Source organism: Paractinoplanes globisporus DSM 43857 (assembly GCF_000379645.1).
Taxonomy (GTDB): domain Bacteria; phylum Actinomycetota; class Actinomycetes; order Mycobacteriales; family Micromonosporaceae; genus Actinoplanes; species Actinoplanes globisporus.
On the sequence record NZ_KB903328.1, the window covers coordinates 108,442 to 133,646 of the forward strand.

18 protein-coding genes are annotated in these 25,205 nt (G+C 73.2%); 11 read left to right on the forward strand and 7 right to left on the reverse strand.

The window, feature by feature from the left end; all coding sequences use genetic code 11:
* Positions 1 to 15: 15 nt before the first annotated feature.
* Positions 16 to 1,899 (reverse strand): ATP-binding protein, encoded by a 1,884-nt coding sequence (locus tag A3CQ_RS0137640; protein WP_157296813.1) that lies wholly within the window; start codon positions 1,897 to 1,899, stop codon positions 16 to 18.
* A gap of 120 nt (positions 1,900 to 2,019) precedes the next feature.
* On the reverse strand, positions 2,020 to 2,559 hold the full coding sequence (locus tag A3CQ_RS0137645) for a hypothetical protein (RefSeq protein WP_020516132.1): 540 nt from the start codon (positions 2,557 to 2,559) through the stop codon (positions 2,020 to 2,022).
* A 547-nt stretch (positions 2,560 to 3,106) separates the two neighbouring features.
* On the opposite strand from A3CQ_RS0137645, the gene A3CQ_RS0137650 reads away from it, so the two are divergent.
* From A3CQ_RS0137650 to A3CQ_RS0137660, 3 genes are read left to right on the forward strand one after another with little or no spacing between them, the layout of a single operon-like run.
* Complete coding sequence (locus A3CQ_RS0137650) at positions 3,107 to 6,544, forward strand: ABC transporter substrate-binding protein (RefSeq protein WP_020516133.1); 3,438 nt, start codon at positions 3,107 to 3,109, stop codon at positions 6,542 to 6,544.
* Positions 6,545 to 6,592: 48 nt separating this feature from the next.
* Positions 6,593 to 7,456: an RNA polymerase sigma factor SigJ gene (sigJ, locus tag A3CQ_RS0137655; protein ID WP_020516134.1), complete on the forward strand. Its 864-nt coding sequence runs from the start codon at positions 6,593 to 6,595 to the stop codon at positions 7,454 to 7,456.
* Between the two features lie 58 nt (positions 7,457 to 7,514).
* On the forward strand, positions 7,515 to 7,988 hold the full coding sequence (locus A3CQ_RS0137660; protein WP_020516135.1) for a carboxymuconolactone decarboxylase family protein: 474 nt from the start codon (positions 7,515 to 7,517) through the stop codon (positions 7,986 to 7,988).
* Positions 7,989 to 7,999: 11 nt separating this feature from the next.
* Here the strand turns inward: A3CQ_RS0137660 and A3CQ_RS0137665 are convergent, their stop codons facing one another.
* Both A3CQ_RS0137665 and A3CQ_RS0137670 read right to left on the reverse strand, forming a co-directional pair.
* Positions 8,000 to 8,869 carry a hypothetical protein gene (locus tag A3CQ_RS0137665; RefSeq protein WP_026206653.1) on the reverse strand — a complete coding sequence of 290 codons (870 nt, stop codon included), beginning with the start codon at positions 8,867 to 8,869 and terminating at the stop codon, positions 8,000 to 8,002.
* Between the two features lie 160 nt (positions 8,870 to 9,029).
* Positions 9,030 to 9,377 (reverse strand): MerR family transcriptional regulator, encoded by a 348-nt coding sequence (locus tag A3CQ_RS0137670; RefSeq protein WP_020516137.1) that lies wholly within the window; start codon positions 9,375 to 9,377, stop codon positions 9,030 to 9,032.
* A gap of 62 nt (positions 9,378 to 9,439) precedes the next feature.
* Here A3CQ_RS0137670 and A3CQ_RS0137675 point away from each other — a divergent pair, with 62 nt between their 5' ends.
* The 3 genes from A3CQ_RS0137675 to A3CQ_RS0137685 are packed head-to-tail and all read left to right on the forward strand — an operon-like array spanning position 9,440 to position 16,622.
* Entirely contained in the window at positions 9,440 to 10,447 is a 1,008-nt protein-coding gene (locus A3CQ_RS0137675) for an oxidoreductase (RefSeq protein ID WP_020516138.1), read from the forward strand.
* A 56-nt stretch (positions 10,448 to 10,503) separates the two neighbouring features.
* On the forward strand, positions 10,504 to 15,204 hold the full coding sequence (locus A3CQ_RS55465; protein ID WP_020516139.1) for a PDDEXK-like endonuclease domain-containing protein: 4,701 nt from the start codon (positions 10,504 to 10,506) through the stop codon (positions 15,202 to 15,204).
* A 23-nt stretch (positions 15,205 to 15,227) separates the two neighbouring features.
* Positions 15,228 to 16,622 (forward strand): WD40 repeat domain-containing protein, encoded by a 1,395-nt coding sequence (locus A3CQ_RS0137685; protein WP_281171532.1) that lies wholly within the window; start codon positions 15,228 to 15,230, stop codon positions 16,620 to 16,622.
* Positions 16,623 to 16,743: 121 nt separating this feature from the next.
* On the opposite strand, the gene A3CQ_RS0137695 is transcribed toward A3CQ_RS0137685, so the two are convergent.
* Entirely contained in the window at positions 16,744 to 17,322 is a 579-nt protein-coding gene (locus A3CQ_RS0137695; RefSeq protein ID WP_020516143.1) for a hypothetical protein, read from the reverse strand.
* On the reverse strand, positions 17,304 to 17,648 hold the full coding sequence (locus tag A3CQ_RS0137700; protein ID WP_020516144.1) for a PadR family transcriptional regulator: 345 nt from the start codon (positions 17,646 to 17,648) through the stop codon (positions 17,304 to 17,306). The genes A3CQ_RS0137695 and A3CQ_RS0137700 overlap by 19 nt, the downstream gene beginning before the upstream one ends.
* A 74-nt stretch (positions 17,649 to 17,722) precedes the next feature.
* Here A3CQ_RS0137700 and A3CQ_RS0137705 point away from each other — a divergent pair, with 74 nt between their 5' ends.
* From A3CQ_RS0137705 to A3CQ_RS0137725, 5 genes are all read left to right on the forward strand, one after another.
* Positions 17,723 to 18,703: a daunorubicin resistance protein DrrA family ABC transporter ATP-binding protein gene (locus A3CQ_RS0137705; protein WP_020516145.1), complete on the forward strand. Its 981-nt coding sequence runs from the start codon at positions 17,723 to 17,725 to the stop codon at positions 18,701 to 18,703.
* Positions 18,700 to 19,518 (forward strand): ABC transporter permease, encoded by an 819-nt coding sequence (locus A3CQ_RS0137710; RefSeq protein ID WP_020516146.1) that lies wholly within the window; start codon positions 18,700 to 18,702, stop codon positions 19,516 to 19,518. The genes A3CQ_RS0137705 and A3CQ_RS0137710 overlap by 4 nt, the downstream gene beginning before the upstream one ends.
* A 73-nt stretch (positions 19,519 to 19,591) precedes the next feature.
* Positions 19,592 to 22,351, forward strand: coding sequence for an ATP-binding protein (locus A3CQ_RS0137715; protein WP_020516147.1), 2,760 nt, complete (start codon positions 19,592 to 19,594; stop codon positions 22,349 to 22,351).
* A gap of 108 nt (positions 22,352 to 22,459) precedes the next feature.
* Positions 22,460 to 23,797 (forward strand): alpha/beta fold hydrolase, encoded by a 1,338-nt coding sequence (locus A3CQ_RS0137720; RefSeq protein ID WP_211216751.1) that lies wholly within the window; start codon positions 22,460 to 22,462, stop codon positions 23,795 to 23,797.
* Between the two features lie 74 nt (positions 23,798 to 23,871).
* Positions 23,872 to 24,612, forward strand: coding sequence for a DUF899 domain-containing protein (locus A3CQ_RS0137725; RefSeq protein ID WP_026206655.1), 741 nt, complete (start codon positions 23,872 to 23,874; stop codon positions 24,610 to 24,612).
* A 15-nt stretch (positions 24,613 to 24,627) separates the two neighbouring features.
* On the opposite strand, the gene A3CQ_RS0137730 is transcribed toward A3CQ_RS0137725, so the two are convergent.
* Positions 24,628 to 25,197 (reverse strand): TetR/AcrR family transcriptional regulator, encoded by a 570-nt coding sequence (locus tag A3CQ_RS0137730; protein WP_026206656.1) that lies wholly within the window; start codon positions 25,195 to 25,197, stop codon positions 24,628 to 24,630.
* Between the last annotated feature and the right edge of the window lie 8 nt (positions 25,198 to 25,205).

Consider the following 25,205-nt stretch of genomic DNA (forward strand, 5'->3'; position numbering starts at 1 on the left):
GATGTCGCGGGTCGATCAGCGCCAGGCGCCGCAGCCGGCCGATCGCGCGGTGCCGGGTCGACAGCGAGGCCCCGTCCCGGCCGAGATTCCACAGCGCCTGGCTGAGGTCGGAGAGACATGCGCGGCGTCTCCGGTCGGCGGCGACACGCGTACGCTCTCGTCGCTCCAGAGACCCACCGCCTCGCCGAGGGCCGCCGCCGCGGATTCCCAGTCCCCGGCCTGCAGGTGGGCCCGGCCCAGTCCCCGCAACGCGAACTCCAGTTGACCGGCGTACGCAGCCGCGTCGCGAGCGGCCAGCCGGCGTGTGGTGGCGACGGCCGTGCCGAGCAGGTCGATGCCGTCGGCGATCCGCCCGGAGTCCAGCAGCCGCCAGCCGAGCTTCAGGTAGAGCGCCGCCATCCGCGTCGGGTCGTCGGTCTGCCCGCGCAGCCCGGCCGCGAGGCGCTCGGTGATCGCCGCCGCGCCGGCGCGCAGGTCGGCCGGCGGGTGGTCCGGCAGCGCGGAGTCGATCGCCGCGAGCACGTCCAGCGGCACGGCCGGGGTGGCGGCGAGCGCCGACAGCGCCGATGAACCGGCGTGGATGGCGAGCTCCGGCCGCTTGCGCAACAGCGGCAGGAGATGGTCGGTCGCGAGGTGCGGCCACCGTCGCGCCGCCTCGATGACCAGCGGAAACATCGTGCTGACGACCCGCGGGCTGTGATACGCCAGCGCGGTGAGCGCGCCCGTGGCCCAGGGGTCCGGCCGGAACCGGTCGATCGCATGCCCCTGGCTCTGCAGCGCGACGAAGTCCTCGGCCAGCCGATCCGGATACAACGGCTCGAGCACGGTGGCCCGATCGTGCGGCGGGTAGCACATCCCATGGTCGGCGATCACCCGCGTGGCGGCCGCCGCGCCGTCGACCACCCCGGTGGACGCGAGGATCGCCGCGGCGGTGTCACGATCGAGTGCCCGGGCCAGCGCGGCGATGTAGACGGCCCGCCCCATGACCTCCGGCGGCGAGGAGATTCGCCGGTCGTTGCCGTACATCGACTGCCAGTGGCTCCGCTCCCGCGACAGCAGGTAGGCCGAAAGTTGAGCCGGATCGGTGGGTGGCGTGTCACCCCGCCGCGCGGCCAGCACCTGCGCGAGCGCCGCCATGTGTATGGTCAGCACCGACCCCTCGACCTCGGGCGACGGCCCACCCGGGTCGCTTGTCCCGAGCGCCTCCGCGAAGCAGGCGCGAGCCACCTCGAACGCCCGCGCGGAATCCCCCTGCGTGGCGCCCAGCGGCGCGATCTCCACATTGTCGGCGCGCACTCCCAGCGCCTTGGAGAGCCCGTGCGTCAGCGCGTGCCACCAGTTGCCGACCGGCCGCGCCAGCATCAGGACCCGGAGCGCGGGACCACCGTGGAGCCGCCGGTCGAGCAGCAGCGCGAGCAGGTCGGAGAGCGGCCAACGCTCGGCGTAGTCGACGAGGACCAGGATGGGTCCGGCCGCCACCAGCGACTTCCGGGTTCCCATCTCGATGGGCCGGACGGAGGCCTCCCGGCTGTGCCGAGCCCGGAGCGCCATCCACCCGCCGGCCCGCGAGAGCTCGGCGAACCGGTGTGCCAGCCGGGTCTTGCCCTGCCCCGCCCCACCGTGCACGAGCCGGACCGCCACCGCGCCGCCGCCGTCCCGCCAGGCGGTCAGGTCGGCGATCTCCTCCTCCCGCCCGGTGAACCGGACGACCCGGTTCCCGGCGTTGAGAAGCCGGCTCGGCTGCTCGTCGTCGCCCGCCATCGCCGCCGGGAACGACAGTTCGTCGATGAGATGCGTCCCGATCCGCCGATGGACGTGCAGTTCCCCGTCCTCCGCCGGAACCAGGGAGGCGCCCTCACGGCCGACGTTGATCTGACGAGCCGGAGCGTCCCCCGTCATCGCCAGATGCCCCACGCCATCCCGACATTATGGAGCCCCCCGACCCATCGGTCACGGCCGAAGTACCGACCCGGGCAGCGCACCGTCTCCGCAGCCGGCCGGGATCCGTCGGATGCGCGGCTAACCGTGAAAGAGGTTCGCGAAGACAATCTTGCCGAGCAGAGTGATGTGGTAGCCGAGTCGGTACAGCCAGGCATCCGAGTCGCGGACCGCCACGTCCACATTGATGCCGGTGAAGATGTTTCCGGCGAGCTGCCCGGTCACGATGTCCATGACCTGGCTGAAGTGTGCGGGTCGCCAAAGGTCGACGGCGAAGCCCGCGTTGTCCGACGTGTCCTGATCGAAGATCGAGGCCAACGAGGCGGCGGGGGCCCACTGCTCGGCCATGAAGAAGACGCTGGTGCTGCCGGGTGGCCTGGGAATCGAGTACCGGTCGATGGCGAAGTTGAGGGGGCCATCCAGGTCCGGAATGAACGACAGCGTCTCGTGGAGCCATTGGTGGGGGCTGTCACCCTCGAGGTCGCTCTCGACGACCCCGGTCAGGACCAGCAGCCATCGCTGGTCGTAGACACTGGCGGGCCGCGGTTCATCGACCTGGAGCGCGGCCGGTGTGATCAGCCAGTTCTGTCCCTTGAAGGAATCCTGGCCCAGCGTTCTCATCGGTGGTCCTCCCGAACTCGGGCATCGGGAAGATCCCGCCCCCGCGCCGCGAAAGACGACCGCGCCGGGTGATGAGGCCCGGCAGAACGAGCGTGTCAGGGGCTCCACCGACGTCGTCGCAGCCGAGGTCGGAGACCGTCATGCGGAGCGTGTCCTGCGCGGGGGGAGTCAGGTTCGTGTTCACGTGCCGGGGGACCGGAATCTTGCTGATCCATGCTTGCAGCCGGGACGCCAGAAAGGCGCCCGGTCTCCGGTAGGTGTGCGCGCGGTGGTGGGCGTACCGCGTCGCCAGCACCCGCTCCTCTTCGGTGGCTCGCATCAGGTCGTGGCTGATGATCCATGGCATCATGGCGTTCTCCCTGGTCGTTTGCCCGGTCGGTGGTGGTTGCCGACACGGACAGGACAGTCCCGGGCGACCGGAACGGGCTTGGGTCCGGCTTGGAGGCCGCTTGGAGCGGCTGCTCGGGTGGTGGACCCGGTGTGGCCCGGGTGGTGGAATGAGGGAAGCCACCGGTCCGGGCGGCCAGGGGAAGCGGCGGGGTGGGCGATGGCCACCGAGGGCTCCACGGAGTTCGGCATTCTGGGACCCCTCGAGGTGTCACGGGCCGGTCGTCCGGTGGAGCTGGGCGGGCCGCGGCAGCGAGCCGTGCTGGCGCTCCTGCTGCTCGGGGCCGGCCGGGTTGTCTCGATGGACCGGCTCGCCGAGGAGGTCTGGGCGGGACACCCGCCCGGAGGCTGGACCACCACCCTGCAGACGTACGTGTTTCACCTGCGCCGCGCGCTGGAGCCGGACCGGCCCCGCGGTGGCGCCGGGTCGGTTCTGGTCACCCGGGATCGCGGCTACCTGTTGCACGTGGACCGGGCGCACGTGGACTCGGCCGTCTTCGAGGAAGGCCTCACGGCAGGCCGGGCGGCGCTGGACGCCGGCAGGCACGCCGAGGCCGCCGACACGCTGCGCCGGGTCCTGGGCCTGTGGCGCGGTCCGGTGCTGGCCGACCTGGCCGACTATGCGTTCACCCGGCCCGAGGCCGCGCGCCTGCAGCAGCTGCGGCTCGCCGCGCTGGAAGTCCGGATCGAGGCTGACCCGGCGCTGGGACGGCATGACGCGTTGACCACCGAGCTTGATGGGTTGGCCCGCGAGCATCCGCTGCGGGAGCGGTTGCACGGCCAGCTGATCGTGGCCCTGTACCGGAGCGGCCGGCAGGCGGACGCGCTGGGCGCCTACCGCCGGGCCCGCGAGCTGCTCGCCGACGAGCTCGGCATAGATCCCGGCGAGCCGCTGGAACGCCTGCACGCCGCCGTGCTCGCCCACGACCCTGACCTGGACTGGATCCGCGCCGCGGCACCGGCCGGCGACCGGCCCGGTGCCGGCGCCGCGTCTCCGGCGCCCCGGCCAGGACCACCTCGCCGGACAGGCGCGGGCAGCGGTGCGCCGGCGTGGCCCCGGCGGCGTGGCCGTCGGCTACTCGTCATCGGTTCGGCGCTCGCGGTCGCTGCGGCCGCGTGCGTCCTTGCCGTGTCCCGCCCGTGGGTGGTCGAAGCGACCGGACTGCCCGCCGGGAGCGTCGGCGTGATCGACGAATCGGGCCGGAGGTCGGGAGCCCCGGTCGCGGTGGGCAGCCCGGAAGGCCTGGCCTACGGCGACGGCTCGGTGTGGGCCGTGAACAGCACAGAGCGGACTGTCTCGCGGATCGACCCGGCCACCCACGCTGTGACAAAGACGATCCGGGTCGGCTCGCAGCCGACGGCACTGACCGTCACGGCCACCGATGTGTGGGTGACCAACAGCGGCGACGCGACGGTGTCCCGGATCAGCACCGATGCCGATGCCGTGGTTCGCACCATCCCCGTGGGAAACATCCCGGTCGCCATCGACGGCGGGCCCAGCGGTGTGTGGGTGGCGAACCAGGGCGACAACACGGTGGACCGGATCGATCCGGCGAGCGGCCTCGTGACGTCGAAGAACATCGAGGTCGGCGTGCTGCCGGACGGCATCGCGGTCGGAGACGACGCCGTCTGGGTCGCCAACAGCGAGGACGGCACCGTTTCCCGAGTCGATCCCGTCTCCGGCGACGTCGGTGGCCCGGTGCCGGTCGGTGCCGGGCCGGCCGGTATCGCCGTCACGACGGACGCGGTGTGGGTGGCCAACTCGCTGGATCAGACCGTGTCCAGGATCGACCCGGCGAGCGGCCGGGTGACTGCCAAGATCGGCGTCGGGGACGGGCCGAGCGCGATCGCCGCGGCCGGCGACAAGGTCTGGGTCGGCGACCAGTTCGACGCGACACTCGCCCGCATCGACCCGCGGACCGGCCGCGTCGACCGCATGGTGTCGGTGGGAAGCTCCCCGCACGGGATCGTGGCGACCCCATCCGGGCTGTGGGTGGCCGCGCGCTCGTTCGCCGTGCCCGTTCACCGCGGCGGAACGCTGATCCAGGCGACTTCGGCCCTGTATCCGCCTGACCCGGTGCACGATTACTCGGACACGGCATCCGCTCTCGCCGGCGTCTACGACGGTCTGCTCGGGTTCCGCAAGGCGGGCGGCGCGCCGGGGCAAACCCTGGTGCCGGACCTGGCCGTCGCATTGCCGAGGCCCACCGGCGGCGGCACCACGTACACGTTCACGCTGCGCGGCGGCATCCGGTACTCCAACGGCGCCATCGTGCAGGCGTCCGACTTCCGCCGCGGCCTCCAGCGCGAGATCACCTTCGGCGATGAGCCCGACTACTACGAGGGCATCGTCGGTGCCCCGGCGTGCCGCCGGAACCCGGGGCGATGCGACCTGACGGCGGGAATCGTCACCGACGACGCGGCGGGCACGGTCATCTTCCACCTCGACCGGGCCGACCCCGACTTCCCCTACAAGCTTGCCCTGCTCTGGGCGTCCCCGGCCCCGCTCGGCGCCGCCGGCCAGCTCATGGACCGAGCACCGTTCCTGCCCGGCACCGGTCCGTACATGATTTCGCAGTATCAGCCGGAAAAATCGCTGACCCTGGTACGCAACCCGAACTTCCGCCAGTGGTCGTACGCGGCACAGCCGGCCGGCTACCCCGACTTGATCCGGACGGAACAGATCGCCGACCCGCGCGCGCAGCAATCGGCGGTGGCGGCCGGGCGGGCGGACGTCGCCGACGTCACCGACGAGCGGTACGGTCCCCTCGCCCTCCGGTACCCGGCCCAGGTCCACTCCAGCCTCAAACTGGCCACCACCTTCCTGTTCCTCAACACCCGCCGGCCTCCGTTCAACAGCCTCCAGGCACGGCAGGCCGTCAACTACGCGATCGACCGCGGCCGGCTCATCCGGCTTCTCCACCTCAGTTCCCCCGACCAGGCCACCCCGACATGCCAGATCCTGCCCGCCGGGTTCCCGGGCCATCGGCCCTACTGTCCGTACACGGCCGACGCCGGCGATGGCCTATGGCACCGGCCCGACCTGGCCAAGGCCGTGCGGCTTGCACACCAGTCCGGAACCACGCACACACCGGTGACCATCTGGACCGTCAAAGGCGGATTCGTGAACGACGAGGTGAACTCCTACCTCGTCGGGCTTCTCGAGCAGCTCGGCTACCGGGCGACCCTGCGCACGCTCCCCGACGACCAGCTCCTGCCCACGGCCGGCGACTCCTCCCGCAAGATCCAGATTGGCCTCGCCGGCTGGGCGGCGGCCATCCCCGCGCCGTCGGACTTCTTCTTTCCGGCGCTGAGCTGCGCCTCCTTCGACCAACATCCAGCACACACCGTCAACTTCGCCGAATTCTGCGACCCCCGTGCCGACCGGCTGGCCGGCGACGCCCGGGCGGCGAAGCAGACCGACCCGGCAACCGCCCGCAAACTGTGGGAGCAGGTCGACCGCCTTGTCACCGACCAAGCCCCGTTGGTTCCGATCTTCAACCTGGGCGGGAGCGTGTTCGTCTCGGCCCGGGTGGGGAACTATCAGGACTTCCCGTATTACGGCGGTCCGCTGCTCGACCAGATGTGGGTCCAATAAAGCGGCGTGTGTGGCTCACAGATCGGCGGGGCATTCCGTCGTACGGGTATGGACGAGCGACGTCAGCTGATCAGCCTCGCGTATCGGATGCTCGGGTCGCTGGCCGAGGCCGAGGACGCGGTGCAGGAGGCGTATGCCCGCTGGTACGCCCTGGCGCCGGAGCAACGTGACGAGATCGAGAACCCGGCGGCCTGGCTCACCACCGTCACCAGCCGGATCTGTCTCAACGTGCTCGGTTCGGCCCGGTCCCGGCGGGAACACTACGTCGGGCCGTGGGTGCCCGAGCCGGTGCCGGGCGAGTGGCCGGGCGCCGATCCGGCCGACCGGGTCACGCTGGACGAGTCGATCAGCATGGCGTTCCTGGTCGTGCTGGAGAAGATGACGCCGGCCGAGCGGGTCGCGTTCATCCTGCACGACGTGTTCGGCTATCCGTTCCCGGAGGTCGCGGAGATCGTCGGGCGCACGCCGGCGGCCTGCCGGCAGCTGGCCACGTCGGCGCGCCGCCGGGTGCGGGAGTCGCATCGGGCGGCCGCCGCGACCCCGACGGCGCGGCAGGCCGGCATCGTCCGGGAGTTCCGGCGCGCATGGGAGGCTCAGGACGTCGAGGCGCTCGTCGCGCTGCTCGATCCGGACGCCACCTCGATCGGCGACGGCGGTGGCCGCGCCCGGGCCCACCGGCACCCGCTCGAGGGCGCCGACCGGATCGCGCGGGCGTACGCCGGTATCGCCGCGCACGCGTCGCCGGCCATCACGCTGCTGGAGCGCACGGTCAACGGCCGGCCGGGCCTGATCGTGCAGCAGGGCGGGGTCACCGTGACGGTCTACGCGTTCGACATCGCGGGCGACCGCATTCAGCGCATCTGGGCCGTCCGTAACCCCGACAAGCTGCGCTCATGGGAGCAAGAGACCTAGGTCACCATCACACTCGGGCGCGCTGGATTGTCGAGGAGGCAACGACAAGGAGATCAGCATGGAACCGCGTTTCGACCTTCGTGAGAGCCCGGCCGGCACCAAGGCCATCAAGTACCTGCTGGCGGCGAGCAAGGCCGTCGCGGACTCGGCGCTGCCGGAGTCGACCCGGCACCTCGTGGAGATCAGGGCCAGCCAGATCAACGGCTGTGCGTACTGCGTCGACATGCACACGAAGGACGCCGAGCACGCCGGGGAGACCTCGGTACGCCTTCACCTGATCGCGACCTGGCGGGAGGCGACCGTCTTCACCGACGCCGAGCGCGCCGCCCTCGAGCTCACCGAGCAGGGCACCCGGATCGCCGACGCGGCCGGGGGCGTCTCCGGCGACGCCTGGGCCGACGCCGCCAAGCACTTCGACGAGGACCAGATCGCGGCTCTGGTGGCGCAGATCGCCGTGATCAACGCCTGGAACCGCATGAACGTCATCGTCCAGCGCCCCGGCGGCGACTACCAGCCGGGCCAGTGGGGCTGAGAAAGGGTGGGTCAGCGCTGCTTGCCCACCGCCGGTCGGTCGATCCAGGAGCGCAGCATCGCCATCTCGGCCGAGCGGGCGTCCAGCGACCGCGTCCGGTGGTGGCCCTCGAGCTGCACCCACATCCCGAGGAAATGCTGGATCAGTTGGCCGCGCGGGTCCGAGATGACCAGCTCGCACATGGTCCGGGGCTCGCGTTCGTTCTCGTCGGTCTCGCACAGTTCCTGCAACTGCAGAATCAGCACCTTGCGATCGATGATGAGGAATTTGTAGGGAAAGCTCGTCGGCGTCACCCGCAGCGACACGTCACGGCCGGCCGAATTCATCTCACCCATCCGCACGCAGTGCCGGGCAAACGTGTTCTCCGAATGCGATTGCCCGGCCGCGAACGGGAACGGCGACGCGGTGTCCGGCACCTGGCAATAGCGGCGGTAGCGAATGCCGGCCTTCTCGACGCGGTCGAGTATGGCGTCCAGATGCCAGGCCATCACATTGGACTGCATGCCGGTGTCCGGCCGCACGCCGCTGTCGGTCACCCGGTCGAGCACGAGGATCTCGCGCTGCGCCTCCTGGAAGGCGCGCACCACCATGTCGTCGCTCGGCGAACGGTATCGGTTGGCGTCTTTGACCATCTGACAGCGCACGGTGATGTCCAGAACCTTGAACAGATCGTCGACCGACCGCTGCGTGCTGCGCGACATCGCCACCACCGCCGCCGCCAGGCCGATCACGGTGAGGCAGAGCAGCAGCACCACCATGTCCAGCAGACGCCGCGGGCCGGTGATCTCGTTCTGCACCACGGCACCGAGAATGGCGCCGGCGAACGCGCTCGACAGCGTCAGCACGACCAGCGCGGATTGTCCCGTCTTCTTCCCCGGCAACGCCCCTCCCCCCGATCATCGCCAGCGTAAGCGCTGGGTCACCCCAAGCGGGAAAGTCACGTTCCCTTTTGAGTACGGGTTGAGCAAGAGCGCCCGGATACGTGGGGCGGCCTGGCTGCCGTCCCCAGCCTTTGCCGCCGCTTCCGGGCTGAGCTGCAACTCAGGCCGGAACCCGGTACCGCTCGACCAGTCCGGCCAGGATGTCCCGCGTACGGTGAAGGCTGTCGATCTGGGTCTCGACCCGCTCCAGCTCGCTCCGCAGCCGGCCGGCCAGCCACGGCGTGCGCAGCGACTCGTCGCTGATGCAGGGCAGCACGTCGAGGATGGTCGCGCTGTTCAGCCCGGCCGCCAGCAGCGACTGGATGAGCCGGACCCGCTCGACCGCGTTCTCCGGATACACGCGCTGCCCGCCGGCCGTCCGGGTGCTGGCCAGCAGCCCCTGCTCCTCGTAGTAGCGCAGCGAACGCGCGCTCGCGCCGGTCGCCGCGGCAAGGTCCCCGATCTTCATCGATGTCTCCCGCGCCACAGAAGCTTGAACCTGACATCCGTGTGAGGTTCTAGCTTAGCCACATGACCGCCCTTGTCGAGCCCACCACTCTCGCCGGACTACGGCTGAACAGCCACTTCGTCATGGCGCCGATGACACGCAATCACTCGCCGGGCGGCGTCCCGACCGCCGAGGTGGCCGCCTACTACCGCCGCCGCGCCGAGGGCGGCGTCGGCCTGATCGTCACCGAGGGCACGTTGATCGGCCACCCGAGCGCGAGCCACGAGACCGACGTCCCGCGCCTGACCCCGGGCGCCGCCGAGGCGGGCTGGCGCGTGGTCACCGGGAGCGTGCACGAGGCCGGCGGACGGATCGCCGCCCAGCTCTGGCACCTCGGCAGCTTGCGCGAACCCGTGGACGGCTACCCCGCGTGGACCCCGGACACGATGGCGGGCCGCGATTTCGGGGAGCTCCTCGAGGCGTACGCGGAAAGTGCCCGCACCGCGGTGAGCGCGAATTTCGACGCCGTCGAGATCCACGCGGCGCACGGCTACCTCCTCGACGAGTTCCTCTGGCCGCACACCAACCACCGGACCGACCGGTACGGCGGCGGCCCGCGCGGCCGGGCCACCTTCCCGGCCGAGGTGATCCGGGCCGTGAAGGCCGAGCTGCCGCCCACGATGCCGCTGATCATGCGGTTCTCCCAGTTCAAGGAGCGCGACTACGCGGCCCGGATCGCCGAGACCCCGGCCGAGCTGGGCACGATTCTGACGACGTTCGCCGAGGCGGGCGCGGACGTGCTGCACGCCTCCCAGCGGCGCTTCTGGGAGCCGGTCTTCGCCGGTCACCGGGAGAACCTCGCCGGCTGGGCCAAGCGCCTCACCGGCCTCCCCACGATCACCGTCGGCTCGGTCGGCCTGACCGGCCGGCCGCTGGACGAGCTGGGCGAACGGCACGCGAGGGGCGAGTTCGACCTGGTCGCGCTCGGCCGCATCCTGCTCGGCAACCCGTGCTGGGTGCACCTCGCGGCGGCCGGGCGGACCGCGGAGATCCGCGACTACCGCAAGGCCGACGAGGACATCTATTACTGACGAGTCTTTCTCGCGAAAAGCCAGCGGATAGACCCCGTCATTGATGAAATCGGGATATGACGCCCGAAAACCCCACCGAGCCGGCGCACGCCGCCCTGCGCGCCTGGCGGGACGGCCTGGTCAACCTGGACGCCGGCAACCGGCTGATCAACTACCGGCGGTCGGAGACGGGCACGGTCGAGATCGCCGGGCCGCCGCCGCAGGTGATCGTGGGGGCGCTGCGGGCGGGCGGCGAGCACGGCTTCGCGGGCGAGGGCGAATTCTTCCGTACGGCGATGGCGGCGCAGCCCCTCGGAAGCGTGCTGCGACGGCTGATGCGCAAGTCCCGCCAGGATTTTCTCGACCGGGGCGTGGACGCGCTGCACCTGGCGATCGGCATGCTGCACTGGCGCGACGAGGACGACGCCGGGTACGCGAGCCCGCTGCTGCTGCTCCCGGTCGAGCTGACCGCGGCCGGCCCGGCCGACCTGCCCAAGCTGCGCGGGCGCGACGACGACCCGGCGGTCAACCCGGCGCTGACCCTGCGGCTGCGGCTGCTCGGCGTGGAGCTGCCGGCCGTGGACTCGCTGGCCGGGCTGGACCTGCCGGAGTTCCTCACCCGGGTACGCGCGGCGACGGCCGGCCGCGACGGCTGGCGGGTCGAGGAGACCGTGCTGCTGTCCACGTTCAGCTTCCACAAGGAGGCGATGTACCGGGACCTGCACGACAACGAGGAGCGCATCCTCGCCCATCCCATCGTCCGGGCCCTGGCCGCCCGCGACGGCGAGCCGGCCTTCGAGCCGATCGCCGCGAACGACGTCGACGTCCAGGCGCCGCCCGAGGACGTGCCGCTCGTGCTGGACGCGGACGCGTCGCAGCGCGCCTGCGTGGCCGCCGCGACCGCCGGCCGGAGCTTCGTGCTCGACGGCCCGCCGGGAACCGGCAAGTCGCAGACGATCGCCAACATGATCGGCTGCCTGCTGCACGCCGGGAAGCGCGTCCTGTTCGTGTCGGAGAAGGCGGCCGCGCTCGAGGTCGTGCGCAACCGGCTCGCCGCGGCCGGTCTCGACGGATACCTGCTCGAGCTGCACAGCCACAAGGCGACCCGCAAGGAGGTGGCGCGCGGTCTCGCGGCGGCCCTGGACGAGCCGCCGCCCACCCCCGCGTCCGAGAAATCCCACGGCGACGCGCGCGACTCCCGTCTGCGCCTTTCCGCGTACGCCGAGGCGATGAACGAGGTGCGCGAGCCGCTCGGCGCCAGCCTGCACGACATCCTCGGCCGGTGCGCGAGGCTCGCCGACGTGCCGGCCGCGCCCGCGCCCGCCCCGGTCACGCTCACCCCGGACGCGCTGCGCGAGGTGCGCGACGCCGCCGACCGGCTCGCCCGCTCGTGGCGGCCCGCCGCGCTCGGAGACGACTTTCCGTGGCGGGAGGTGACCGATCGGGACCCGCTCGACGGCCGGCTCGAGCGGGCCGAGCACGCGCTGCGCGAGCTGTCCGGCGCGACCGGCCGGCACGGCCCGCTCGCCGCCGCGTTCGGCCTGGCCCGGCCCTCGGGCGCGGCCGCCCTGGCCGCGCTGGCCGAGCACGCCGCGCACCGCCCGGACGGGGTCGCCGACGAGTGGCTGACCGCGCCGAGCCTGCGCCCGGTGCGGCACTCCGCCGCCGAGCGCGGCCGCCGGCTGGCCGGGGTGCGGCAGGCCCGCGACGCCGTGCGCGCCGCCGGCGCCGAGTGGGACGACCTGCCCGGCGACGAACTGCCCGAGGTGGCCGTGCCCGCGCTGCGCCCGGCGGCCGTCGACCTCGGGCCGCTCACCGCCGAGGCCGCCGCCGGGCTGGCCCGCCGCTTCGACGACGACGCGACGCTGCTCGAGGACCGGATGCGTGACCTCGCCCGGGTCACCACGTCGCTCACGCTGCCGGCCGCCACCACCTTCGCCGACGTCGCCCGGGTGGCCGCGATCGCCGAGCTGGGCGGGCGGCCGAACCGGCCCGAGCCGTTCTGGTTCGGCGCGGGCGCGCTCGCCAAGGCCACCGAGGCGGCGGCCACGCTCCGCCGGGGCGTCGAGGCGCTGACCGCCGCCGAGGGGCAGGCCCGCCGCTACTTCCACGAGGCGATCCTCGACCAGCCGGTCGAGCAGCTCGCCGACCGGCTCACCCGGGTGCACCGCGGCCTGCGCAAGCTGTTCGGGGCGTACCGCCGGGACTACGAGGCCGTCGCCTCGTTCGCGCTGCCGTCGATCTCGTCCGCCGAGGCCGTCGCCCACCTGAGCCTGGCCATCGCGTGGCGGGCAGCCCGGCAGGAGCTGGCCGGCCTGGAGCGCCGGCACGGGCCCGCCCTCGGCCGCTACTGGCGCGGCAAGACATCCGACTTCGCGGCGCTCGGCGACGCCCTGCAGGCCGCGAACGACCTGCTGCGCTGGACCCCGCCGCAGGCCGTCCCCGCGGTGATCGATCACGTCTGCGCGCCCTGCCCCGACGACGGTCTGCTGCGCGCCGCGGCCGGGGTGCAGGCGGCCGTCACCCGGTGGCAGGCGGCGCTGCGGCCCGCGCCCGAGCCGGCCGCGCGGCCCGAGCTGGCCCAGGGCGCGGTGCGCGACGCGATCGGCTGGCTGCGCGCGAACGTGACGCCGCTGCGCGCCGCCGCCCGGGTGGTGACGGCCTTCGACGAGGCGACCGGGCGGACGCTCGACCTGACCGGGACGCGGCGGCTGGCCGAGCTGCGGCAGGCCGTCGTCGCGGCCCGCCGCGACCTGCCGGACGGCGCCGACGAGGTGGACGAGCACGCCGAGGCGGTGGCGATCGACTGGGCCGAGCGGGCGCGCGAGCTGGCCGGCAAGGCGCTGACCCCCGCCCAGGCGACGGCGCTGGCCCGCGGGGCATCGGCCGCCGCCTCCGCCGACAAGACCGCGGCGAAGGCGGCGGCGTGGGCCCAGGCCCGGGACGCGGTCGCCTCGGCCTTCGCCGCCGCGCGCCGGGCCGGGCTCTGCGAGGCGCTCGACGACTACGAGCGCGGGCCGGTGCTGCTCCGCGAGCTGCGCGAGGACTCCAGCGGGCAGGAGGAGTGGTTCAGCCACGTCGCCGCGCGCGAGGTGCTTTCCGGGTACGGCCTCGACGCCGCCATCGCTTTCTGCGCCGACACCCGCGTACTGCCGTCGCAGCTGCGCGACGTCCTGGAGCGGGCCGTGCTGCGGGCCTGGGCCGACGACGTGCTGCATCGCGACGAGCGCCTGCACCCGCTGCGGGCCGAGGAGCGCAGCCACCTGGTCGGCGAGTTCCGGGCCCGGGACGAGGAGCTGGTCGCCACCGCGCCCGCACGCATCGCCGAGGCGCTCAACGCCCGGCGGCAGACCGGCGTGCCGCCCGAGGAGGCCGCGTTACTACGTCGCGAGGGCATGAAAGAAACAAGGCATCTGGCCGTACGGGAACTGATCGATCGCGGCCGGAACGCGGTGCTGGCGATGAAGCCCTGTTTCCTGATGTCGCCCCTGGCCGTGAGCCAGTTCCTGCCGCCCGACATCGGCTTCGACGTGGTGATCTTCGACGAGGCGTCGCAGGTGACGCCGGCCGACGCGATCAACTGCATCTACCGGGGTACGGCGCTGGTCGCGGCCGGGGACGACAAGCAGCTGCCGCCCACCTCGTTCTTCGAGACCGTGACCGACGGTGGCACCGACGTCAGCGACTTCCAGTCCATCCTGGAGCTCGCGAAGGCCTGCGGCGCGTTCCCCAGCCTCGGGCTCACCTGGCACTACCGCAGCCGGCACGAGGCGCTGATCGCCTTCGCCAACCGGGAGTTCTACCAGAACCGGCTGATCACCTTCCCGGCCGCGGACGAGGACCGGCCGGACACCGGCGTGCACCTGATCCCGGCCAAGGGTGTCTACCGGCGGGGCAGCACGCGGGACAACCCGGCCGAGGCGGCGATCGTCGCCGAGCGGGTCGTCGCCAGCCTCACCACCCGGCCCGACCTGTCGCTCGGCGTCGTCACGTTCTCGGTCGCGCAGGCCGAGGCGATCGAGTACGCGCTCTCCGAGGCCGTCGCCCACCATCCCGGGCTCGACCGGCTGCTCGACGGGGACCGGCTGCACGGCTTCTTCGTGAAGAGCCTGGAGACCGTGCAGGGTGACGAGCGCGACATCATGATCTTCTCGATCGGCTACGGGCACGACGAGCACGGCCGGATCAGCGCGAACTTCGGGGCCCTGAGCCGGCCCAACGGCTGGCGGCGGCTCAACGTGGCGATCACCCGCGCCCGGCAGCGGGTGGAGATCGTCTCGTCGATCCGCGCGCACGACATCCCCGAGAGCGCCGGCGAGAGCGTCCGGCACCTGGCCGCGTACCTGGAATTCTGTGAACGTGGCGGGACCCGGCGCAGCGAGGGTGACCAGACGCTCGGCCCGCTGGAGGAATCGGTGCGCGCGACCGTCGCGTCCTGGGGCTACGAGGTGCGCACCCGGATCGGCTCGGCCGGCTACCGCATCGACCTCGGCGTGCTGCGGCCCGGATCCACGTCGTTCCTGCTCGGCATCGAGTGCGACGGCGCGATGTACCACGGCTGCCCGGTCGCGCGCGATCGTGACCGGCTGCGGGCGCAGGTCCTCGGCGGGCTCGGCTGGAACCTGTACCGCGTCTGGGGCGCCGCCTGGTACCGCGACCGCGCCGAGGAGGAGGCCCGCCTGCGCGCGGCGCTGGAACGTGCCGATCTGCCCGCGCGACGCCCGGATTCGCCGGCGGCGCTTTACACCGGGGACGTTTCTGTCAAAGTGGCGTATTGACTCACGTTCCGTGGATGACCAGCATGGTTCCGGTGACGGTCGGATCGGGTGGACCGGCGCACACCGCGCCCATCAGCTGTGTCGCCTTCCGTGCCGACGGAGGGCGCTTGGCCAGCGGTTCACACGATCGCAGCGTGATCGTCTGGGACACGGCCGAGCCGACCCGGGCGGTCATGGTGACCGAGTTCGGTCATCACGATGCGGTGCTCTCGGTGGCCTTCAACCCGGCCGCCGCCGACCTGCTCGCCACCGGCTGCGCCGACGGCACGGCCGCGGTCTGGCGGGTCGTCGACGACCGCCCGCCGTCGCTCATGAAGGTCCTGGCCGGCCACCCCGGCCCGGTCACCTCGGTCGCCTGGATGCCCGACGGCCAGCACCTGCTCTGCCAGATCTCCTCGTCGCGCGCGGCGGTGTGGAACGCCTTCGCGGAGACGTACCTCGGTGAGATCGACGATTGCGTACGCCTGACCGTGAGCGCGTACGGCCTGGTGGCGACCGTCGGCGCGGACGGCCTGATCGCGGTCCGCGACCTGTGGCGCGACCCCGGCCGCATCACCTACCTGCCCGGCGCGGCGATCGAGGACTGCGCGTGGTCCCCGGACGGCTCGACGCTGGCCCTGGCCGGCGACGACGGCGCGCTCGAGCTGCTCAACCCGGGCCTGCTGCCGATCCGCTCGGTGCGCCTGGGCGACGCCCCGCTGCGCGGCATCACCTGGTCGGCCGACGGCGGCTCGCTGATCGCCGGCACCTACGACCCGGCGCTGGTCGCGCTGGACACGGCCGGGCGCCCGCAGTGGCGCAGCGCCGACGCGCGGCTGTGGCCCCGGTCCCTGGCCGTGGCCGGTTCGCTGGTGGCGGCCGCGACCTTCGCCGGCCGGCCGCACCTGGTCGACCTGGCCACCGGCGCGGGCATCACCGCGAGCGCCCCGCCCGCCGAGCCGTCGGCCGAGTTCCGGGGCGGCCTGCTCTCGGCCACCGGCCGCATCGTGACGGCCGGCCCGCCCGGCAATCGTCATCCGCTCTGGGAACACGACACGCGGGTCACGGCGGTGGCGGCGCTGGCCGACCGCGTCGTGGTCTCGGCCGCACACCGCTCGGTCCGGGTGATGCTGGTGACCGACGGCCCCGAGCTGGCCGTCGAGCGGGGCATCACCTTGCACTCGCCCGAGCCGGTCAAGGCGGTCGAGGTCCTCGGCTCGCCCGACGCCCCGGTCGTGGTGGCGGCGTCGTACGACTTCCGCCTCTACTCGTGGACCCTCGACTGGTCCGGGATCCCGGTGGGGCCGCGGCTGATCGGCGAGTTCGGGTACGGGATAGCCGCCCTCACCCGCCTGGACGACCATCGATTGACCGCGACCGACCATCACGGCGAGCTGGTGATCCTGGCGCTCGGCGCGGACGGCGCCCTCTCGGCCTAGCTACTTCCGCCGGCTCGCCGCGACGATCCCGGCCGAGATCGCGAGGACGACGACCACGAGAACCAGACAAACGAGCAGGTGCCACGGCTTGATCGCGCCCATGGCCGCACACCGTACCCGGTCATCGGTCGGTGAGCACCCTCGGCAGGGCGTGCAGTGTCAGGCCGATGCGGGCCAGGCTGGCGGGGATCGCCGGCAGCATCGGCCACACCGGCGCGGGGGCGAGCAGCAGCACGGCGGCCAGCGCGGCGGCGTCGAGCACGACCAGGCCGGCGCCACCGAGCGCGGCGAGCCGGGTGCGGCGGTAACTGCGCCGGCTGGTGGCCGCGACGGCCAGGGCCGCGACGACGATGAGCAGCGCCAGCCCGAAACCCGCCGCGACGGGGACCGGTGCGGGCCAGGTCCAGGCGCGCGAGACTCCGAGACCGGCACCCCAGCAGACGCCGACGAGCGGACCGGTCATCAGCAGCAGGCGTGCGGCCCGGCGGCCGGGGGACTGCCGCACGAACGCGGCGGTGATCTGGGCCGGGCTGCCGAACTCGGCGATCGCCGCCCGCGCCGCCTCGGCCGGAGGCAGCCCCGCGCTCCGGTGGCATTGCCAGGTTTCGAGCAGGCCGTCGGCGAGTTCGTCGACCGCGTCGGGTGGCAGACGGCGGGCGAGGTCGGCGAGGTGATCGTCGATCAGCTGGTGGCCGGCCATGGCCCGGGTTCCAGCAATGCGGTGACCGCGGCGGCGAACTCGTGCCAGGTGCCCCGCTCGGCGTGCAGGCGTCGCTCACCGGCGGCGGTGAGTGTGTAGGTGCGCCGCCGGCGGCCGTCGACCACCGACCACGACCCGGCGATCAGGCCGGCGCCCTCCAGGCGGTGCAGCGCGGGGTAGACCGTGCCCGTGGGCAGGTCGAACCGGCCGCCGCTGCCCTCCCGCAGGGCCTCCTTGACCGCATAGCCATGCCGTGGCCCGCCCTCCAGCGCGGCCAGCAGCAGCACATCGAGGTGACCTTTCAGGGCCTGTGCCTCCGCCTTCACGTACTCGACCCTACAGCCGGCATAGGTAGGTATGCTACTGTCGCGCCATAGGTAGTAAACCTAGCTATGGGCGGGTGGTCGAGGTGACCGAGCAGCCGGCGATCGAGACGCTTGGCCTGGTCAAGAGGTTCGGCGCGACAACCGCACTGTCCGGTGTCGACCTGCGAGTGCCGGCCGGCGCCGTGCTCGGCCTGCTCGGCCCGAACGGGGCGGGCAAGACCACGGCGGTGCGGATCCTGACCACGCTGATCCGGCCGGACGGTGGCCACGCCCGGGTCACGGGGCTGGACGTGGTGCGGCAGGCCGGGGCGGTGCGCCGGGCGATCGGGCTGTCCGGGCAGTTCGCCGCCGTCGACGGCTACCTGACCGGGCGGGAGAATCTCGTCATGATCGGCCGGCTCTCCGGCCTGCGCCGGGTGGCGGCCAAGCGGCGAGCCGCCGACCTGCTGGAGCTGTTCGACCTGACCGACCGGGCCGGCCGCACGGTTCGCACCTACTCCGGCGGGATGCGCCGCCGCCTCGACGTCGCGGCCGCCCTGGTCGCCGCGCCGGCCGTGCTGGTGCTGGACGAACCCACCACCGGGCTGGACCCGAGGGCCCGCCTCGGCCTGTGGCGGCTGCTCGGCGAACTGACCGCGCGGGGCACCACGGTGCTGCTGACCACCCAATATCTGGAGGAGGCCGACCGGCTCGCCGACCAGATCGTGGTCCTCGACCGCGGGCAGGTGATCGCGACCGGCACCGCCGAGCAACTCAAGAACCGGGTCGGCGGCGGCCGCCTCGAGCTGCGCACCCGGCCCGGCGACGACCCGGCACTCCTGGCCGCGGCGATGACCGGGCTCGGCTCGGCCACCCCGACCGTCGACGCCGACGCCGGCCTGGTGGTGGTGCCGGTCGCCGACGGGCCGGGCGTCCTGCCCGACGTCGCCGCCCGCCTGGCCGCGGCCGGGCTACGGGTGTCCGACCTGGCACTGCGCCGCCCCAGCCTCGACGACGTGTTCCTCGCCCTCACCGGCCGGCCCACGACCACGCCCTTCGTGGGGTCGAGCCGATGACAACCGGCGGTGCGGATCTCGTCCGGATGCCCGGGGCCGGCCGGCTGCCGGCCGACACCGCCACCGTCACCGGACGCAACCTGCGCCGCCTGGTCCGGGTACCGACGCTGATCGCGTTCGCCACGGCCCAGCCGGTCATGTTCGTGCTGCTGTTCACGTACGCCTGGGGCGGCGCGATCCACCCGCCCGGCGTGACCACGTACATCGACTACGCGTTGCCCGGCATCTGGGTCCTGGCGATCGCGTTCGGCGCCTCCCAGACGGGCGTCGCCATCGCCGACGACCTGACCACCGGCATGATCGACCGGTTCCGGGCGCTGCCAATGGCCCGCGCGGCGGTCCTCGCCGGCCGGGTCACCGCCGACGCCGTACGCAATCTGTTCGTCCTGGTCCTGATGACCGGCGTCGCGTACGCGATCGGATTCCGGTTCCACGCCGGACCCGCCGCCGCGCTGACCGCGATCGGGCTCGCCCTCGCGGTCGGGGTCGCCTTCTCGTGGATCTTCGCGCTGCTCGGGCTGCTGGTGCGCGACCCCGAGTCGGCCGGGATCGGCGGCCTGCTCGCCGTCATCCCGCTGATCTTCACGAGCTCCACCTTCGTCCCGGTCGCCACGTTTCCCGGCTGGCTGCAAGCCTTCGCGAAGGTCAACCCGATCACCGTCACCGTCGACGCGTTGCGGGCGCTGTGCCTGGGCGGCCCCACCTCCGCGTACGTGTGGCACGCCCTGGCTTGGATCGGCGTCCTGCTCGCCGTCGCCATCCCCGCCGCGGTCATCCGCTATCGCCCGGCGGTGGGCAGGCAGCGGCCGGCCTGACCGGGTCGTACCGGCACGTCCGCCAGGTTCGTGCCGGGCGCGGCCATCGGTGTGTGCGGCGTAGGGTCACGCTGTGCTGCGCGGGAGGGACGTCGAGCGGGCGCGTCTCGCCGGCGTCCTGCACGACGCCGGGGCGGGCCGGGCCGGGACGCTGCTCGTGCACGGCGAGCCCGGAGCCGGCAAGTCCGCGCTGCTCGACGACCTCGTCGCGACCGCCGGCGGCGACGTGCGCATCCTGCGGACCCAGGGCGTCGAGTCCGAGGCTCCCTTGGCGTTCGCCGCGCTGCACCGGCTGCTGCGCCCGATCCTGGACCTCCTCGACCGGATCCCGGCGCCACAGGCACGCTGCCTGCGCACAGCGTTCGGCCTGGAGTCCGAGCCTCAGGCGAGCGACGGGGAAACCGCCGTCCCACAGCCCTTCCTCGTCGCGCTCGGCACGCTGTCGATGCTGACGGAGGCGGCCGAGGCCGGCGTCGTCCTGTGCCTGGTCGACGACGCGCAATGGCTGGACCGGGCCACCGCCAACGCGCTGCTCGTCGCCGCGCGCCGGCTCGCCGCCGACCGGGTCGCCGTCGTGTTCGCCGCCCGGGACGGCGAGGGCGCTTTCCATCCCGACGGCGTCCCCCGCCTGGCGCTCGCGCCGCTGACCGGCGACGCCGCACGAGCCATCCTGACCGAGGCGGCCGGTGACGCGGTGCCCGGCGGGCCGGCCGACGACGTCGTCGACCAGCTCGTAGCTCAGGCGGCCGGGAATGCGCTGGCCCTGGTGGAGCTGCCCACCACCCTCAGTTCCGAGCAGCTCGGCGGCGCCGCACCGCTGCCCGCCCGGCCCCATCTGACCGCCGGAATGGAACGGGTCTTCCTCGACCGGTGCCGCCGGCTCCCCGCGTCCGTGCAGACACTCCTGCTCGTCGCGGCGGCCGACGACTCCGGGCGGGTCGCGACGGTTCGTCGCGCCGCGGCCCTCCTCGACGTCGACGAGCATGCCTTCGACCTCGCCGAACGCTCCGGCCTCGTCGTGGTCGAGAGCGACCAGGTACGGGTCAGGCATCCTCTTGTCCGGTCCGCTGTCTACCAGGCGGCCACGAGCGGCGAACGACGTCAGGCGCACCGGGCCATCGCCGACGTCCTCGACCCGGAGATGGACGCCGACCGGCACGCCTGGCACCGGGCGGCATCGGTCGACGGCCCGGACGCCGCCGTCGCGGCCGCGCTCGACGCGGCCGCGGCCCGCGCCGAGCAACGCGGCGGATACGCCGCAGCCGCCGCGGCCCATGCGCGGGCCGCCGACCTCACCGACGGCGAGCCGGCACGCGCCGCTCGTCTGTTCGCCGCCGGCCGCAACGCCTGGGCCGCCGGGCAGGCTTCCCTCGCCCGTACCTTGGCCGGCGCCGCGCGGGAGCACGCCCGCGACACGGTGCTACGGGCGGACATCGAGCGCCTCCGCGGCCGCATCGAGGTCAACGTCGGCTCCGCCGTCGACGCCCACCGCACCTTCACCGTGACCGCCCGCGGCGTGGCCGGCGTCGATCCGGCCCGTGCCCTCGAGCTGGCGGTCGCCGCGTCCCTGCTGCGCACCTACGGCGCCGACAGCGGCGCCGCCTACGACGTCCACGCCCTCGCTGCCTCCGCCGCGCGCGGCGACACCGCGCACGGCCGATGCCTGGGACACCTCCTGCTCAGCCTGACCCAGGCCGCCGGAGACGACTGGCCGGCGGCCCGGGCATCGCTGCAGAACGCCCTGCGCGAAGGCGCCGGCCTCGAGGACCCGGACGTGCTGGCGCATCTCGGCAACGCCGCCCTGCACCTCGGCGACGACCAGGCGCACCAGCGTTGCTTCACCCGGATGCTCACCGGCGCCCGCGACGCGGGAGCCGTCATGATCGTCCTGTACGCGCTGCCCCGGCTCGGGTTCACGCAGCTCAGCACGGGCCGCTGGGCCGACCTGCGCCGAGACGCCGAAGCGGCGCTCTCGCTCAGCGTGAGCACCGGGCAGCGGCCGCTCGGAGCCGTCCCGCTCGGCCTGCTCACCGTGCTCGCCGCCGTCCAAGGCCGCCCCGCCACCGAGCTCGACGGCCTCCTGTCCGACCTCGACGCGGCGGCCGGCCGGCCGCTGGGCGTCCTTGCCGAGCCCGTCCATGACCTCGGGCGCTGGGCACGCGGCACCCGCGCCGCGCACGACGGCGACGCGAGGACAGCGCTGCACCACTTCGCGGGCATCCGGGTGAGCTCACTTCGCCGGCTCGCGGCACTCGACCGGATCGAGGCCGCCGTCCACGCCGGTGACCGCCGGCAAGCCGCCGCCTGGATCGACGACCTCGCCGTTTTCGCGGACGGAACCGGCCGGCCGTGGGCGAGAGCCGTCGCCGACCACGGCCGGGCGCTGCTCGGCGCGCCCGCCGGCCCCGCGGAACTCTTCGAAAGCGCCCTCGCCCACCACGCCGGCGAAGCCCACCCGTACGAACACGCCCGCACCCACCTCGCGTACGGGGAATGGCTGCGCCGGACACAGCGACGCATCGACGCCCGCAGCCATCTGCGGGCCGCACTCGAGACGTTCGAGGACCTCCGCGCCGGCCCGTTGGCCGCCCGTGCCGCCCAGGAACTGCGCGCCTCCGGCGAGACCGCCCGCAAGCGGGACGTGTCCACCGTTCTCCAGCTCACCCCCATGGAACGGCAGGTCGCCGATCTCGCCCGCCAGGGCCTGTCGAACAAGGACATCGCCGCCCAGTGCTGGGTGTCGCACCGGACCGTCGCGTTCCACCTGCGCAACATCTTCACCAAGGCCGGTGTCGCCTCCCGCGGCGAGCTCGCCCGGCTCGATCTGTCGTAGGTCACCGGCGCGGACCCTGGCCACTTGACCGGGGCGACGGCACGCGGCGGCCGGGAGCGTGGAGCGCGTAACGCACCACTGCCCCCGGGCCCAAAGGAGATGGCCGTCATGACCAGCCCTGCCTTCACCCCTACGCCGTCGGCGATCCCGGCATCACGCGATCGCCTCGGCCGGATCGTCGCCGCCTCCCTCGCCACCGGACTCGTCGCCGCGCTGCTCCTGGTCGCTGCCCCCTTCGTCCCGGCGCGGGAGGACGTTCTCACGGGCGCCGTCCTGATCGGCTTCGCGGCCGGCTGGGCGATGCTGGTCCTGCTCTCGGCCCGGTTCACCGCGGCGCCGCAGCGCTGGGCGGCCGCACCCGCGGTGTTCATGGGCCTCGGCGGACTCCTGCTGGCGGCGTTCGGCCCGTCGGCGCGTACCGTGCTCGACTGGGTCTGGCCGCCCGCCCTGCTGCTGCTCACGGTGTGGGTGACCGCCCGGGTACGCCGGATGCCGAGCCGGGGCGGCCGCCGACTGCTCTACCCCGTCCTCGCCGTCCTGGCCCTCGCCTCGATCGGCGCCGGCTACGAGACCGCGGCCGAGGCAGTCGATGCCCACGCCCACCCCATGCCGGGACAGCTGGTGGACGTCGGCGGACACCGACTGCACCTCAGCTGCACCGGCTCGGGAGGTCCCACCGTCGTGCTCGAACCGGGAGGCGGCGAGATGGGCGCCAACCTGGGGTGGATCACACCCGCCGTCGCCGGCAGCACCCATGTCTGCGTGTACGACCGGGCCGGGCGTGGCTGGAGCGAGCCGGCCGACGCGCCCCAGGACGGCGCCCGGATCGCCGCCGACCTGCACACCCTGTTGCACCGGGCCGGCGTCCCCGGGCCCTACGTGCTGGCCGGACACTCCTTCGGCGGCCTCTACGTGCTCGCGTTCGCCAACCGCTATCCCGGCGAGGTCGCCGGCATGGTGCTGGTCGACTCCACAGCGCCGGCGGCATCGGCGACCGCGGACGGCCCCGGCGCCCTGCGGCGGATCTCCGCGCTCACCTCGGTCGCCGCGCGGTTCGGCCTGGGCCGCCTCTACGCCCAGACGTCCTACGGTGACCTTCCGGCACAGTCCCGCGACGAGGTCCGGGCCGGCATCGCCACCGCCAGCACCCTTCGTAGCACCATCGACGAGTACGTCCAGGCGTCCGCCTCGGTGCGGGAAGCCGCCGCGCTGCACGACCTGGGCAACAAGCCACTCGTCGTCCTGACCGCCGGTGCCGGAAGCGACGCCGCCTGGTCGGCCGCGCAGGATCGCCTGGCCAAGCTGTCGGGCAACGCCGTCCACCGGGTCGTCGACGGCGCCACCCATGAAGCACTCATGGCCGACCGCGGATACGCCGCCGTCACCTCCCAGGCGATCGTGGACGTGGTCATGTCGGTCCGGACCGCGCAGCCCCTGGCTCGTTGACGCCATGCGGCCAAATTCGCTGCGGATATGCGGGGGACCGATGACTTTCGGCGGGCGCGGCGGTCTACCCGTACATGAATCTGCCTGAGATTGTGTCGCGCGACGAGTGGGAGACCGCGCGCCGAGAGCTGCTGGCCAGTGAGAAAGAGGCGCTGCGGGCCAAGGACGCGCTGAACGCCAAGCGCCGGATGCTGCCGATGGTGCGGGTCGAGAAGGACTACCGGTTCGACGGGCCGGACGGCGAGGTCACGCTGACGGACCTGTTCGACGGCCGTCGGCAGCTGATCGTGCAGCACTTCATGTTCCATCCGGACTGGGAGGACGGCTGTCCCAGTTGCACCGCCGGCGTCGACGAGATCTCCGACGGCCTGCTGCGGCATCTCGGGGCCCGGGAGACCGTGTACGCGATCGTCGCGCGGGCGCCGCTCGCGAAGCTGGAGAAGTACCGGGCGAAACGCGGCTGGCGGATGCCGATGTACTCCTCGTACGGCTCCGACTTCAACTACGACTTCCACGTGACGATGGACGAGTCGGTGACGCCGGTCCAGTTCAACTACCGCGGACCGGACGAGCTGCGCGCGGCCGGCTTCGACTGGATCCTCAAGACCGAGGACCAGCCGATGGAGCAGCCGGGGATGAGCTGTTTCCTCCGGCAGGACGACGAGATCTTCCACACCTACTCGACGTTCGCCCGCGGCACCGAGCAGATGGGCGGCTCGTACGGCCTGCTCGACATGACCGCGCTCGGCCGCCAGGAGGAGTGGGAACTGCCCAAGGGCCGCGGCGCCAACGCGGCGATCCCCAGCTTCAGCTAGCGGCGGCCCGCGAAGTCAGCGGAGGAGCCGGACGAACACCTCGGCCAGGGCGGCGGCGGTCCCGGCCGAGGTGTCCCGCGGCAGCATGATGTGGCTGACGGTCAGCCGGATCACCGAGTCGACCGCGAGCGCCACCGTGGCCGGCGCCGGCGACGGCAGGTGGACCCGGGCCCACTCGGTGAGCACCGCGCCCGCCTCGGACAGCACGATCTCCGACCGGGTCGTCAGATAGGGCAGCAGTTCGTCGGCCCCGCCCCGCCCGCTGGTCACGATCGCCCTGACCAGCGGGTTACGGGCGGCTTCCTCCAGCGTCAGCAGGATCGCCGCGTAGGCGGCAGCCCGCACGTCGCCGCCGGTGCCGAACAGCGAGGCGCGGATCCGCTGGGCGAACCGGCGCACCTCGCTCACGGCGAGCGCCTCGGCCAGTCCCTCCCGGCCCCCGAACTCGTTGTAGACGGTCTGCCGGCTCACTCCGGCCCGGGCCCCCACGTCGGCCATCCGCACGCCGTCCCAGCCGCGCTCGACCGTGAGCTCGAGCGCGGCGCGGATCAGCGCCTCGCGCACCCGCGTGCGATGGGACTCCATGGGCCTGA

Excerpts from the sequence above, each read along its gene's own strand:
- A3CQ_RS0137640 (WP_157296813.1), bottom strand. The coding sequence starts at position 1,899 with ATGACGGGGGACGCTCCGGCTCGTCAGATCAACGTCGGCCGTGAGGGC.
- A3CQ_RS0137645 (WP_020516132.1), bottom strand. The coding sequence starts at position 2,559 with ATGAGAACGCTGGGCCAGGATTCCTTCAAGGGACAGAACTGGCTGATC.
- A3CQ_RS0137650 (WP_020516133.1), top strand. The coding sequence starts at position 3,107 with ATGGCCACCGAGGGCTCCACGGAGTTCGGCATTCTGGGACCCCTCGAG.
- sigJ (WP_020516134.1), top strand. The coding sequence starts at position 6,593 with ATGGACGAGCGACGTCAGCTGATCAGCCTCGCGTATCGGATGCTCGGG.
- A3CQ_RS0137660 (WP_020516135.1), top strand. The coding sequence starts at position 7,515 with ATGGAACCGCGTTTCGACCTTCGTGAGAGCCCGGCCGGCACCAAGGCC.
- A3CQ_RS0137670 (WP_020516137.1), bottom strand. The coding sequence starts at position 9,377 with ATGAAGATCGGGGACCTTGCCGCGGCGACCGGCGCGAGCGCGCGTTCG.
- A3CQ_RS0137675 (WP_020516138.1), top strand. The coding sequence starts at position 9,440 with ATGACCGCCCTTGTCGAGCCCACCACTCTCGCCGGACTACGGCTGAAC.
- A3CQ_RS55465 (WP_020516139.1), top strand. The coding sequence starts at position 10,504 with ATGACGCCCGAAAACCCCACCGAGCCGGCGCACGCCGCCCTGCGCGCC.
- A3CQ_RS0137685 (WP_281171532.1), top strand. The coding sequence starts at position 15,228 with ATGGTTCCGGTGACGGTCGGATCGGGTGGACCGGCGCACACCGCGCCC.
- A3CQ_RS0137695 (WP_020516143.1), bottom strand. The coding sequence starts at position 17,322 with ATGGCCGGCCACCAGCTGATCGACGATCACCTCGCCGACCTCGCCCGC.
- A3CQ_RS0137710 (WP_020516146.1), top strand. The coding sequence starts at position 18,700 with ATGACAACCGGCGGTGCGGATCTCGTCCGGATGCCCGGGGCCGGCCGG.
- A3CQ_RS0137720 (WP_211216751.1), top strand. The coding sequence starts at position 22,460 with ATGACCAGCCCTGCCTTCACCCCTACGCCGTCGGCGATCCCGGCATCA.
- A3CQ_RS0137725 (WP_026206655.1), top strand. The coding sequence starts at position 23,872 with ATGAATCTGCCTGAGATTGTGTCGCGCGACGAGTGGGAGACCGCGCGC.
- A3CQ_RS0137730 (WP_026206656.1), bottom strand. The coding sequence starts at position 25,197 with ATGGAGTCCCATCGCACGCGGGTGCGCGAGGCGCTGATCCGCGCCGCG.